General features: G+C 32.3%; 10 protein-coding genes and 1 other RNA gene. 2 read left to right on the forward strand and 9 right to left on the reverse strand.

What is annotated here, in order from left to right; genetic code table 11:
- Positions 1–145: 145 nt before the first annotated feature.
- A complete protein-coding gene (locus ACTJIW_RS11580) occupies positions 146–1,348 on the reverse strand; it encodes an NAD(P)-dependent oxidoreductase (RefSeq protein WP_073408597.1) in 1,203 nt (400 codons plus the stop codon).
- Between the two features lie 241 nt (positions 1,349–1,589).
- Here ACTJIW_RS11580 and ACTJIW_RS11585 point away from each other — a divergent pair, with 241 nt between their 5' ends.
- On the forward strand, positions 1,590–2,792 hold the full coding sequence (locus ACTJIW_RS11585) for a serine hydrolase domain-containing protein (RefSeq protein WP_440715105.1): 1,203 nt from the start codon (positions 1,590–1,592) through the stop codon (positions 2,790–2,792).
- Positions 2,793–2,947: 155 nt separating this feature from the next.
- Positions 2,948–3,345: a transfer-messenger RNA gene (ssrA, locus tag ACTJIW_RS11590) on the forward strand.
- A 42-nt stretch (positions 3,346–3,387) separates the two neighbouring features.
- Here ssrA and ACTJIW_RS11595 read toward each other — a convergent pair.
- From ACTJIW_RS11595 to ACTJIW_RS11630, 8 genes are all read right to left on the reverse strand, one after another.
- The gene (locus ACTJIW_RS11595; RefSeq protein ID WP_440715106.1) at positions 3,388–5,151 is read right to left on the reverse strand and encodes a hypothetical protein; all 1,764 of its coding nucleotides are present in this window, start codon (positions 5,149–5,151) and stop codon (positions 3,388–3,390) included.
- 11 nt (positions 5,152–5,162) lie between these two features.
- Complete coding sequence (locus tag ACTJIW_RS11600; protein ID WP_440715107.1) at positions 5,163–6,137, reverse strand: FecR family protein; 975 nt, start codon at positions 6,135–6,137, stop codon at positions 5,163–5,165.
- Positions 6,134–6,739 (reverse strand): RNA polymerase sigma-70 factor, encoded by a 606-nt coding sequence (locus ACTJIW_RS11605; protein ID WP_440715108.1) that lies wholly within the window; start codon positions 6,737–6,739, stop codon positions 6,134–6,136. The genes ACTJIW_RS11600 and ACTJIW_RS11605 overlap by 4 nt, the downstream gene beginning before the upstream one ends.
- 33 nt (positions 6,740–6,772) lie before the next feature.
- On the reverse strand, positions 6,773–7,057 hold the full coding sequence (locus ACTJIW_RS11610) for a hypothetical protein (protein WP_073408601.1): 285 nt from the start codon (positions 7,055–7,057) through the stop codon (positions 6,773–6,775).
- Positions 7,058–7,487: 430 nt separating this feature from the next.
- Complete coding sequence (locus ACTJIW_RS11615) at positions 7,488–8,780, reverse strand: HlyD family secretion protein (RefSeq protein WP_121360474.1); 1,293 nt, start codon at positions 8,778–8,780, stop codon at positions 7,488–7,490.
- A 3-nt stretch (positions 8,781–8,783) separates the two neighbouring features.
- Positions 8,784–11,009, reverse strand: coding sequence for a peptidase domain-containing ABC transporter (locus ACTJIW_RS11620; protein WP_440715109.1), 2,226 nt, complete (start codon positions 11,007–11,009; stop codon positions 8,784–8,786).
- Positions 11,010–11,020: 11 nt separating this feature from the next.
- Positions 11,021–11,851: a DUF6625 family protein gene (locus ACTJIW_RS11625; protein ID WP_440715110.1), complete on the reverse strand. Its 831-nt coding sequence runs from the start codon at positions 11,849–11,851 to the stop codon at positions 11,021–11,023.
- 11 nt (positions 11,852–11,862) lie between these two features.
- Positions 11,863–13,419 carry a vitamin K epoxide reductase family protein gene (locus ACTJIW_RS11630; protein WP_440715111.1) on the reverse strand — a complete coding sequence of 519 codons (1,557 nt, stop codon included), beginning with the start codon at positions 13,417–13,419 and terminating at the stop codon, positions 11,863–11,865.
- Position 13,420: the final 1 nt, after the last annotated feature.

The raw sequence follows: 13,420 nt of genomic DNA on the forward strand, positions 1-13,420 counted from the left end.
ATTCAGAAAAAAATGATTCATTGTCAAACTGAGCGAAGTCGAAGTTTTTTATGTGTAAAGCCCTTCGACTTCGCTCAGGATGACAAAAAATAAAAGCCTGAAATATCAATTTCAGGCTTTTTAATTTATAATTTACAATTCACAATCAACCATTATTAACATAGTCTTGCAGATAGCTAAATCTCTCCGTCAATTTTCCATTTTCAGTGATTTTGGCACGTTTTAAGATTCCGTCTTTATCTCCGTTGAAAAAAGCCGGAATAACATGTTCCATAAACTGTTCGCCAAAACCTTCGCTGGCGTCTTTTGGAATTTCACACGGCAGGTTATCAACCGCCATAACAGCAACAGCTGCAGGATGAAAAAAGTCTACTTCTTTATCTTCAAAAGGGAAATAACCGTATAAAGGCTCTTCAATTGTCGAAGAACGAATTGTACAGGCAATAGGTCCGTTTACATCGCAGGAAATATCGGCTACAACTTTTAATTTACAATCGCTCGCGTTCAGCATTTCTCTGGTTAAAATCATTGGAGCGTTATTTGCATGAAAATGACCCGCAAAATAAATATCAGACACTTTTGTAAACTTCTCGAAATCTGAAGTATACTCTTGCGGATGATCGACAAAATCCTTGAAATCTAAAACCTGTCCGTCAAGACGTTTATTATATTCTAAAACATCTAACTGAACATATACAGCTTGTGTATATTTTTTCGTCAGATAATTATCAACTGTAATTTCTTTTACTTTAATAGCATCGAGAATTTCTTTTGCTCCGCTCCCAACTTTTCCAGTTCCGGTAACTACAAATTTTAAAGCTGGCATTGTAATACGTTTCAGCTGCGCAATTAATGCATCTTTTCCTGAAAGAGATTCAGCTTTTGGCAGTTTAAACAATTCAAACTTAATTCCAAAAGCACGGATTCCGTTGTAAACCCCAACCATTCCAGCATATTTCCCAAAACCAATTAAACGATGATCATGTGCATCAACTATGGTTTCGTGATCGTATAAATCAATATTTTTCTCTAAAACTGCCTGAAGTAATTTTCTGTTATGAGGCTGTTTTTTAATCGTATGCGAAAAGAAAAAATAGGCTTTATTGGGAATTAAATTTTCTACAGGAACTTCTTTTACTCCAAATAAAACGTCACAGTTCGAAATGTCATCAGTAACCGTTATTCCCATATTTTTATACGCTTCATCAGAGAATATCCTGATATCTGAGCTTTCTACCTCAACAGAGGCTTCGTGATAAGACTGCTTTAATTTTGTCAGTTCATTAGGAGAAAAAACAACTCTTCTATCCGGCGGATTTTTTCTTTCTTTAATAATTCCAAACTTCATTTAAATAGGTTTTTGATAGTTTAATAATATAACTTTTTAAAGGTTATTTGTTTCAAATATAACAAATATAGTTAAAATTTTGTTTCGAAAATGTAATTTAGAATGTTTCGAAACCGTTAGTAGCTGAAAAACAAAGCGCTAAAAAAACAACCTGTTAAAACTATGTTAAAAAGCACGTTTTTAAGCCTCAAAATTGAGAAAACAACAAAATTGAATTCGATATATTTGTTTTTAAAGAACGATGCAAATGATTTTCCTTAAAAAAACAAAGATACCACAAATACTTTTTACAGTATTAGTTTTAAGTTCTTGTGGCAATGACAAAAAAACACAAACAGCTGCTGCCCAAACAGTCGAAGATACTTTACCTAAAATGAAGCCGTTAGGTCCTGAACCTAAAGTTTCACAAGCTTATAAAAACTCCGTTGTTGGAAGAATAAATCATTTTTACAACAAAAACTGGCCTAATAATACAATGAACGGAAGCTTTTTAGTTGCCCGAAATGGTCAGATTATCTTCGAAAGATATAATGGTTTTGCTAATAAAAACGAAGGGACAAAAATAACGCCCGAAACTCCGGTGCAAATTGCCTCTGTTAGTAAAGTTCTAACTGCTACAGCAGTTTTAAAACTGGTTAATGCCGGAAAAATAGAATTAGATCAAAAAGTAAATACGATTTTAAAAACGTTTCCTTACGAAGACTGCACGATTAGAATGCTTTTAGACCACCGTACCGGAATGCGTAATTATGCTTATTTTACAGATAGAGATAAATCTATTTGGGACAGACATAACCAGCTTACAAACAAAGATATTTTAGATATTCTTGCCACGAAAGATATTGGTTTAGAATCTAAAACGGGAACACGTTTCAGCTATTGCAATACTAATTATGCAATGCTGGCACTTATTATTGAGAAAATTACAGGTTTAAGTTATAAGGAAGCAATGTCTGAAATGATTTTTAAACCTTTAGGAATGACTCATACCTATGTTTTTGATGATGACAAAGACAGAAAAAAAATTGTTCCTTCTTATAAAGGAAATGGCGTAGAAATAGGTTTTGATTATTTAGATAATGTTTATGGAGATAAAAACATTTTCTCGACTGCACGAGATCTGTTAAAATTTGACCGCGCTAGACAATCACCTGACTTTTTGAAACCTGAATTACTGAAACAAGTATATACCGGCTACAGCAACGAACGCAAAGGAACTAAAAATTACGGTTTAGGAATTAGAATGATTAATTGGGAAACCGGACAGAATTTTTATTTCCATAATGGCTGGTGGCACGGAAATACCTCATCTTATATTACTTTGATAAAAGAACATGTTACGATAATTGCATTGTCTAATAAGATGACAAGAAACACTTATGCAGTACGTAAACTGGCTCCTATTTTTGGCGATTATCCTTTTAATTTTAAAGACGAAGAGTAAAATTATAGTCGTAAAGACGAAAGTAAAAAGTTGTAAAGTCTTAAAAACATTGCCAATGCTGACTTTGGACTTTCGAGTTTGGACTTTATGACTTTTTTTTAAAAATTTTAGCAGAAAGTAATTTCAAATACTCTAAATTTGCAGACTTATTTTTTGGGGTCGACTGGTTTTGACAGCAAGTCGAATTGAACAGTAAGCACGTCGAGCATTGAGACCTTGCTCGTAAATATAAGATCTCAAACTTTTACACGGCGAAAATAATTACGCTTTAGCTGCATAATCCGAATCATAGTAAGATTGCGCCACGTCTCTACAAGGTAGAGAAGCTGGATTCTCCTGGAAAGCCTTGGTTTGTGGCGTTCCGTTCAGGGGAACCGTAAAAATAAACCTAGATATCCATGAGCTTCGGGTGGGTTTCGAAAATTAAGAAGATAAGTGTTCGGTGGCTGTTTCTGGCCTAGCTTAACATCGAAAATCTAATCAGGAAATAAGCGTGTAGAAAGCTCTTTAGTTGCTTGTTTGGACCCGGGTTCGATTCCCGGCGACTCCACAAAAAAGCGGAAAAACAATATGTTTTTCCGCTTTTTTTATATCATTAAAACAACGTTATTCCAAAACTCCAGCCTATCCATCCAATAATGTCTTTGCTGTTATTATTGATTATATTATAACGTTTGGTACGATCCTGAACAAATGTAGAAGTATTTACACTGCCGTTTTTATCTTTCTTTTCAGACCAGTATAAATTAAAAGAAGGTCCTGCAGATATAGCTAAACCTTTGAATAATTGAAAAGAAAAAGCTGAATCGAATTTAGATAAGGAATTGTATCGATCCCAATTTCCCAAATAAAGATATTGTGAACTAAATTCGGGATTATAAGTAAAACGTTTCCCTAACGGAATGCTTTTTCCTACTCCAATTCCAAAAGAAAACATTTTTTCTTCTTCTTTTTGTTCGCTTGCTCCCGCCATCAAAATAGTATACATTTTGTGATCTCCGGTTTTTATAGACAGATTTATATCTGAAATTTCATTACTTGTAATGCTGATTTTTTTATAACCGCCTTTTTTAAAGTTTAATAAGCCAAAACTATATCCAGATTCTGAATCTGTAATATTTACTAATCCAAACTGAACTCCATGTAATTCTTTGGCATAATTAAAAAGTCCGGTAATTTGAGCACCACTTACGGTATCTTTTCCAATATTATAAATACCCGATAACTGCAATCCGTTTTGAGAACCATTTACAGTATTATGAATTCCTGCAATTTGAAGTCCTTTTGAATCTTTATAAACATTGTTATAGATACCACTCATTTGCAGACCAATTTGTGAACCTTTTACACTATTATGAATTCCGCTTATTTGTAAACCGTTAAGATTGCCAAAAACATTATTATAAATTCCGGCCAATTGAAGTCCGTTTACTGATCCTCCAACAGTATTAAATATTCCTGCCATTTGAAGTGCTTCGACATTCATACGGTTAATATTGTAAAGCCCTGCCATTTCTAATCCGCGCACACCGGCATTATAACCGCCTAACACATTTAAAGAAAAATTGTTGACAATCTGCGTATTCATCATACCTCGTGTACTGATACTCGGAATTAGGGAAGCCTGTACAGGAACTTTAGAAATAAACCCTCCCAAATTAAGCGATTGTATTTTTTGTTTAGAAGAAATAAAAAAACGGCCAATTCCTGATCTTTCTATTGCCGAAAAATCCCCATCGATATAATCTGATGACGATTTTCTATTTCCCATCTGAATCTTAATTTCAGAAAGAAACAGCATCGTCACGGTTTTATAATTTTCTTTCACTGCCGTAAGTTCTATAGTCTGGTGAGCATTTTTTAATCGGAGTTCAAAAGCCCCATCTTTATTGGTTAATGTAGACTGTAGCACATTCTTCTCCAGTACACTCACATTTTCGATACGATTGTTAGTCTGTGTATCTATAATATAGCCACTGACGATCTGCTGTCCGTCGCTGGTACTATTGTTCTTTTCTAGCTCAAGAGCCAGCTCTAATGGAGCATAACGTACAATAATAAACCCCGGCGATTCTTTGTACTCGTATTTATTGCTTAACAGCTGGTCTAAAACTCCTTTTATGGTATATTTATCGGCATGAATACTGACAACACTATCCTTTACAACTAATTTGCTGTAATAAGCAAATCTAAAATTTCCTTTTTCTTCCATTAAGTCCAAAATACTGCCTAATGGTTTCTTATCTGCATGAACAGATATTTCGTTATCTAATATAGATTGAGCATTTACTTTAAAAAAAACACCCGAAATAAGTAGAAACAAAATGGGTGCAAAAATAAACTTTGTGTTGCTGAGCATATAAAAAAGAATTACTCTAATAGTATTTGATTATTTGTACGTTCGATTTTAATGGTAAATGTTTCCTGAATTACTTCTAAAATCTGATCTAATGATTGATCTTTAAATGTTGTCGTTAATGGTTTTTCCTGTAAAGACGTTGATTTAATAACAATGTTAACATTGTATATTTCGTTAAGAGCATCTGCTAATTCCTGCAGCGGTGTCTCATCGCAGACTAATTCTCTATTGCGGTAAAAATTGTATAAACGGCCTTTGCTGACACTTTTAAATAATCCTGCCTGCTGATTGGCAATAACTACTTTTTCTCCATGCATTAATTCTACCTCATCTTTATTTCTTCTCACTTTTACAATTCCAGTTTCAACATTTACGGTGGTTTTTCCGTTTTTGTTTTTCACATTAAAAGATGTTCCTATTACTTTTACTGTGACATCATTAATATGAATAATAAAAGGTTTTGTTTTATTGGGAGAAACCTTAAAAAAAGCTTCACCTTTTAGAGTAACAGGTCTGGTACTGCCTGTAAATTTTTTATAAGACAATAACGAGTTTTTGTTCAGTGTGACAATTGTACCATCTGGTAAAGTATCATTTTTAGCCGTGTTTGATGCATATATCTGAATTATTGTATCATCTGATTTATTTTTAAAATAAGAATAACCAAACCATCCTAAACCAATAATTAAGATAATCGAAGCAGCTATCTGCCAATAACGGTATGATTTGTTTAGAATAACCGATGTTTCTTTTTTATGGATACGGTTTTGAAATCGCTCCCACGCTTCATTTTCATTTACAGTTGTATTTTTGGCAGCAATTAAAAGACTATCTTCCCAGATTTTCTTAAAATCGCTGTAGTATTTTAAATTGTTATCACTGGCATCCAGCCATTTTTTTACCATTGCATTTTCGTCTGCATCAGTTTCGCCAACTAGATATTTCACTAGTACATCATCATTCATATTCCTATTATTTTGGCTCATGATCTTCGAATTAAATTGATTAAGAACAATAAAAAAGGAAGATATTCAATTAGTTTTAAACGCATTACTTTAAGAGCTTTACCCATTTGATTTTCAACTGTTTTGATAGAAATATTCAATTGATCTGCAATTTGCTGGTATTTAAGTTGCTCAAAACGGCTCATTTGAAAAATGATACGGCACTGCTGTGGTAATTCATTAATTGCTTTTTGAATTTCGGTTTCAAGTTCGGCGGCAATCATTTGATTTGATGCATCTTGATTTGAAGGTTCCATATTACCTGAATACTCTAATTGAAAAGAAGTTTTTACTTTTAAATGTTTAATATGATTTAAACTTTCGTTATGAACAGATCGATACAAATAAGACTTTAATGAATCATCAATCTGCAATTGTTCCTTTTTTTCCCAAATTCGAAAGAATACATTCTGCACGATTTCTTCTGCAATAATTTCATCTTTCATAAAAGTATAGGCAAATGCATGAAGGCTTTTGAAGTAGGTTTTAAAAACCTTTTCAAAAGCAGCTTCATTTTTGTTATTCATAAAATTAATATGATCTGTATTACTATACTTCACAAAAACAGTTTGATATTCAATCAAAGATAGATACTTTTTATATTTTATATATTTTGATTAATTGAAAATTGAATCAGACTGTTGATGAATTAAATTATGATTAACCAGAAGTTTAATAAAAGTATCAATCGTTGTATCGATATCGAGATCAGTATTCAAACTAAATTCGTAACAGTGTATAATACAGCTGTGATCAGAAAGATACGTAAATGTTAATCCTTTATCTGTTCCTTTTGTAATTACCATTTCATTCTCCAGAATGGTTACACTATTATCTTTTTGGCTAAAGTATTCGAATAACTGCTGCTGAAATTGCTGCTTTTGTTTTTGACTTGTCTGCATGGTATAATTACATTTATGGGTTGATCAGTTTTGTTTTTATCGTGGTCTTTCTTTTCCAGAAAATAAAAGATAATAAAATCAAGAGCAGCAAAAAGCAAAATAACCGGCAGTGCACAAACAATTACGTTTAGATTGCTTTTTTCGACTTCATGGATTTTTTCTATTGCATAAGGCTGTGAGCCAAAAAATGTCAACTTAAAAAATAGATAATTAATGATTTTAACCATGATCGAGAATAGGTTTTAATTAATTCTGCTTTTGTTACAGAAATAATACAACCGAATCTTATTTTACCCCTATTCTATTTTTTTATTTTTTTCAAGTTTTTATAAAATAATTAGAATTAAAAACTCGATTACAATCTCATTAATGCATAAAAAAGCCCGTAAACATTAAGCTTACAGGCTTTTTATATAAAATAAGCAGAAGACTAAACCTGCTCAAAAATACTTTTGAACTGATATAAAATCCTTTCTATTAATCTTAAGTCTTCTGTCAGGATTTCTGCTTTTCCTTTCATTTCCTGCTGAAATGGTATTTTTTTCCTGTAAGATGTCTGCAAACCATCTGGAAGTGAAACGTCTAATAATAAGTTTCCATCTTTGTCCGGAACCAGCGAAATATTATGAATTTTGCCTCTTAATACTCCAAATTCCCTATCTGGAAAATTAGCCAGTCTTATGTTTACGTTTTGGCCAACTTTTATTTTTCCTGAATTTAAAGGTGTTGCTTTTACTTTTCCAACAAAACCATTTTCTTTATCGGGAATAATCGAAAAAACATTATCTCCCTCATTAATCGTTTGGTTTTCTGTCCAAACCTGCAAAAAAGTAACTACGCCGCTAACCGAAGATCTTAAGGTATTCGTAAGCTCCCATTCCTTTATCACTTTTTTCAGCTGATAAAAAGACTGTGCCATGTTCCTGTTTAGATTCACTTCTTCTTTAGTGCTGCTTATCTGCAAATTATGCCCCATTTTTGTATTATCGATCAAAGAAGATTTTAACTGGGAAATCGATGACAATAAGGTTTTGTAATTTTTCTGAGCCTGCAGATAGCTGAGCTTTTTAGTTTCCATTTCCTGAGCCGATATAATTCCTTTATTAAAAAGAATTCCAAATCGGCCTATTTCGTTTTTTTGAAGCTGTAACTCGCTTTCATTAATTTCTTTTTGCTGCTGTAAAATTTCTAACCTTTCTTTAATTTGAGTTTTTTCAGAAACCTGAGCTTTATTTTCAACATCAAAAGGATGTAAATTTTCATTTAGTTTTTCAACTTCATAGTCTTTTTGAAAAATAGCAAAAGCACTTTCAATTTCACCCAGTTGTTTGTTTTTCATTACGGCAAAAGGAAATTCTTTTTTTGTATCGTTAATATCAAAATCAGCAATAATCTTTTTGAGTAAAAAGACATCTTTATAATTTGCCGAATTTTCAATAACTGCCAGCGTCGTATTTTTTTTAACTGTTGCTTTATCGCTTATAAGTATGGCTTCTATTCGTCCGGATGATTTAGAGACTAATTTTTCCGGCGGAATATTAGTTGTAATGACAATTTCTGTACTTACAACATCCGGATATCTTATAATGTATGATACATAAAACAGTATAACGATTATTGCAAATATTACAATCGTCCCCCATCGAATCATCCAAATGGGTGTTTTTGAAAGCACATCCTGAATTTCTTCACTTCTTAATTCTAGTGTAATATCCTGCTCCATAATTTAATTTCCAAGCTGTAATTGATTTTTAACCAACTCAAAATAATTTCCTCTCTGCTCTACAAGAGTAGTATGATTTCCTATTTCGATAATTTTTCCTTTGTCTAAAACTACAATCTGATCGGCATTCATTACCGTGCTTAATCGGTGTGCAATAACCACAACGGTTTTATCTTTAAAAAAAAGATTCAGTTTCTGCATAATTTCTTTCTCATTATTCGCATCAAGTGCAGAAGTAGCTTCATCAAAAAACAACATTTCGGGATTTTTGTAAACGGCTCTTGCAATAAGAAGTCTTTGCTTTTGTCCTGTACTCATTCCTATTCCTTCAGAACCGATCATAGTATTAAAGCCCAAAGGCTGTTCATTAATGTAACTCATTATATTAGCCACATCTGCCGCATACAGCAGTCTTTTTTTATCAATCCTGTCTTCACCAATTGCAATATTGTTTGCAATTGTATCATTAAAAATAAACCCTTCCTGCATAACAGCTCCAATACTGCCGCGCCATGCTTTTTGTGCTATCATTGAAAGAGATGTCGAAGAAAAGGCATTTTCACTTTGAGCTGCAAGAATTATATCTCCTTTATCCGGCTCGTAAAACTTAAGCAGCAGTTTCATTAAAGTTGTTTTACCGCTGCCGCTTGTTCCTACTATAGCCGTTATTTTATTGGCTGGTATGGTAAGATTTAAATCTTTAAGAACAGGAGTATCTGATCCTGTATAACGAAAAGACAAATTATTAATAATCATATCAAAATCTTTTGGAACATCATGAGTCTGATGCTGTTCCTGCTCAACCTCATCCTCTCTTTGGTGTATTTCAGATAAGCGCCCCATCGATATTTTAGCATCTTGAAATTCTCTCACAAAATCAACCAGCTGCGTTATCGGGCCGTTTAAACTTCCCACAATTGAACTAATTGCAAGCATCATACCTAGTGTAATCGAACCGTCAATAACCAGTTTTGCCGAAAAGAAAATTATAATTATGTTTTTTAATTCATTAATAAAGTTTGAACCTACGGTTTGTGTCTGTTCTAATATTAATGCTTTCATAGAAACTCTAAAAAGTCTTGCCTGTATATATTCCCAGCCCCATCGTTTTTGTTTTTCGGCATTATGAAGCTTTATTTCCTGCATGCCGTTTACAAGCTCAATAACTTTACTCTGTTCGTTACTTATTTCAGCAAAACGTTTATAATCGAGAACTTCTCTTTTTTTAAGAAAAAGCGCCATCCAAAGAAAGTAAAAGAAACTTCCAAGAAAGAACACTACAAAAATCTGGATATTATAATACGCCAAAACACATCCCATGATTACCATATTAATTGTAGAAAACAAAACATTAAGTGACGAAGTGGTTAATATACGCTCTATTCTGTGATGATCATTGATGCGCTGCAGAATATCTCCAGTCATTCTTACATCAAAAAATGAAATGGGAAGATTCATTAATTTAATAAAGAAATCTGAAATAAGCGAGATGTTTATTCGGGTAGAAAGATGCAGCAGTATCCAGCTGCGGATAAGATCTAAAGCTGATTTTCCAAAAAACAGAAATAACTGCGCAAAAAGAATTAAATAAATAAAATGAATACTTCTGTTTTGTACACCAATATCTATAATACTCTGCGTAAGAAAAGGAAAAATAAGCTGCAAAAAACTTCCCGCTATTAAGCCAATAACCAGCTGTACAACAAAAGACTTATAAGGCAGTATGTATTTGGCTAATAAAGAAAACCCCACTCTATTTCTTTCTTCCGTATCAAATTCACTTTGATAAAATTTTGGAGTAGGTTCTAAAAATAAAGCAATTCCTTCTGCTGTGTTTTCATTAGCATTTTTTCCAAGCCAATTTTTTATAAAATCTTCTTTAGAATATTTCACCAAACCCATCGCCGGATCAGAAATGTAGTAAAAATTATTTTTAATATTATACAATACAACATAGTGGCAGTTATCCCAAAACAAGATACAAGGCAGAGGCATTTCATCAAGTCTTTTTAAATTTAACTTAATACCTATAGACCTAAACCCTATTTTTTCGACAGCATCACTTAATGATAATAAATTACTCCCGCCTCGATTTGTCTCACTGTAATCACGAAGTTCCTGAATATTAACAGTTTTTCCATAATATTTTGCAATCATTTTAATGCAGGTTGGCCCGCAGTCTTTAGACTCTTCCTGTTTAAAATTCGGAAACTTTTTAAATTTTTTCATTTATTCTACACTTATCTTGAATGATAAATTTTGGTTTTACTTAAATAGTATTTGTTTGGAATTTTTCTCTGTGTTTTCTCAGGTATATAATCTTTTTTAAACCAAAACAAATGATACATTATTCCTTCAAATTGATTTTTATAGTAAATCCGTCCATTATCAAAAGTTATTCTGCCGGTTAATCCTTCAAGAAGAATAAAATCAAAATGAGCTTCAATCTCTTTTTCCTGCTCTGCTTTTTTAATAAGATGCGTAAAACTTTCAACCTCTGTTTGTAAATCAAATATTGACATTCCGGCTGTCAGCGCATCCCAGGCAAAACTGCATTCGTCAAAACAAAAGTGTTTTGATTCAGAAAATACTTTCTTGTAATCTTTACTTCTCATAAAAAAAGTATTCATTACTTCATTATTTCTGTATAAAGCAAAACATCCCGTTGTATAATCATGTCTCACGCTGATAAAATCAAACTTATCGAGCATTTCGTCTGTTATAAAATCCCTGACATTTCCATAAATAATATCCAAATCGCTCTGACCCCAAAAATCATAACCTTTAATAATTTCCGGAAAAAAGAAACCATACGCAGGTTTAAAATCACAAAGCTTGTAAGGGTCGTCAATATTTACAGTAAATCCCAATTTTTCAGAAGCATTGGCAATTATCTCGGCTTTTGTTTTATATATAATGATAACATTATCCGGTTTTCCGGGTATAAAGTCAGTATTGTCTGTTATAATATAAAAATCCACAGTTGGATTAAATGTGCAGGAGTGTATAAAATAGGGAAAATACCAAGGATATTTTCCATACCAGCATGTTAGTACAGCTATTGATTTCATTTTGTCAATATTTAAAATTCGTCTTCGATGAAATCCTTTATAAAAAATGGCAAAGTCTTTCTATCATACATTTTTGGATATTCATATCCGTTTATAAGAATAGCCGGCGTGAAATTAAAATCGTTTTCTTCGCACCATTTGTATTGAAAATCAAATATTGAATCAAATTCTGATGTTATATTTCTAGGAAATCTTTCAAGCCATACTGTCAGGTTCGTATTTTCAAACCATGCCTGCAGTGCTGTTAAAAAGCTTTTTTCGCCTTCATTCATATAAATATTAATCAGACTTCTAAACAATTTTACAGAATGTTCGTTTTCGCGTTCCAGATCTGCTTTTAAAACAAGTTCTATTTGTACATCATCTGAATATTTTTCCAGAATAGTTTCTATAACAGTGTGTGCATCTTTGCAATAACCACAGAAAGGATTTGATATAAGAACGATTTTTGTTGAACTTTCTCTGTTGCCAAATAGCAGCGGACTTTGCAGCATCTCTGTTTTTTCTTTTGCGAGCAGAGAATTTCTAAAAACATCATAATTTTTTTCAAATCGAATGGCTTTTAGCTGATATTCTTTTAATTCTTTTTGTTTGATAAGTATTTCTTTAAGCGAAATCCAAATGGTTACAACAGTCAGAACAACCAATGAAAAAACAATTATGGAAACAGGAGAAAAAGCAAAAACAGTATTCTCAAATACAAACAAATAAGTTAACTCCAGCAGTACAACACTCATTATAGTGAGACAAATTGGGCACCATTTTTTTTCTACCATTTTTTGAAAGTACAAAGACAACAATAAAATAGGCAGTGCTCCTAAAAGCAGGACTTTTTGTATTGAAAAATAGGCTGCTGTGTCACCCAGAAGCAGTAAAGAAAAAAAGCCTGTTAATTGAGAAACAAAGAAAACTACACTTAAATCACTAAAATTTATGACTTCAAAAATTTTCCATTTATCAGAATTTACAACCGTCGAACAGCTTGTTGACGAAGCCATATTGCAAAAACTATTCAACAGTTTTATTTTTGTTCCAAATAAATCCTTAAGCGCCGCAATAGAAAACAAAATTCCAATAGCAGGAAAAACAAAAAACAATTTAGTTATCAGATTACTTGGCGTATAAAACAAATAAGAAGAAAACAAAACAAAACATAAAACAGGTAAAACCCAGCTAAAACTTTTTTTAGAAGCTGTTGGCAATACTTCATTTTCTGGTTTTTCCAATAACAAAACAAATCCGCTCCATACTTCGGGTGTAAGAGTATACTCATCAGTTGTATTACTTACTTTTTTATAAATATAGTTTTCGCCTTTTTTTTCTATAAAACAAAGCTGCTGCCCGCCCAGATTTAAGAGTGCGACGAAATGATCCGGTAAGGCATCAATTTCTGCATAATCAACCTGAAGAACACCATTTTTAATATTAAAAAAACTTAAAGTATCAACCACAGATAATAAAGTTGGGTAATCCGGATGTGACTGTATCTGAAAATCAAATTCAGATTTATCAATAACTATATTTTCTTTTTCTAAATATTGAAAAAGGTAATTAAAATCTTCATTCATA

This window comes from Flavobacterium sp. 22659 (genome assembly GCF_052044235.1).
Taxonomy (GTDB): Bacteria; Bacteroidota; Bacteroidia; order Flavobacteriales; family Flavobacteriaceae; genus Flavobacterium; species Flavobacterium johnsoniae.

Coding starts and splice junctions, on each gene's coding strand:
- ACTJIW_RS11580 (WP_073408597.1), bottom strand. CDS start 1,348: ATGAAGTTTGGAATTATTAAAGAAAGAAAAAATCCGCCGGATAGAAGA.
- ACTJIW_RS11585 (WP_440715105.1), top strand. CDS start 1,590: ATGCAAATGATTTTCCTTAAAAAAACAAAGATACCACAAATACTTTTT.
- ACTJIW_RS11595 (WP_440715106.1), bottom strand. CDS start 5,151: ATGCTCAGCAACACAAAGTTTATTTTTGCACCCATTTTGTTTCTACTT.
- ACTJIW_RS11600 (WP_440715107.1), bottom strand. CDS start 6,137: ATGAGCCAAAATAATAGGAATATGAATGATGATGTACTAGTGAAATAT.
- ACTJIW_RS11610 (WP_073408601.1), bottom strand. CDS start 7,057: ATGCAGACAAGTCAAAAACAAAAGCAGCAATTTCAGCAGCAGTTATTC.
- ACTJIW_RS11615 (WP_121360474.1), bottom strand. CDS start 8,780: ATGGAGCAGGATATTACACTAGAATTAAGAAGTGAAGAAATTCAGGAT.
- ACTJIW_RS11620 (WP_440715109.1), bottom strand. CDS start 11,009: ATGAAAAAATTTAAAAAGTTTCCGAATTTTAAACAGGAAGAGTCTAAA.
- ACTJIW_RS11625 (WP_440715110.1), bottom strand. CDS start 11,851: ATGAAATCAATAGCTGTACTAACATGCTGGTATGGAAAATATCCTTGG.
- ACTJIW_RS11630 (WP_440715111.1), bottom strand. CDS start 13,419: ATGAATGAAGATTTTAATTACCTTTTTCAATATTTAGAAAAAGAAAAT.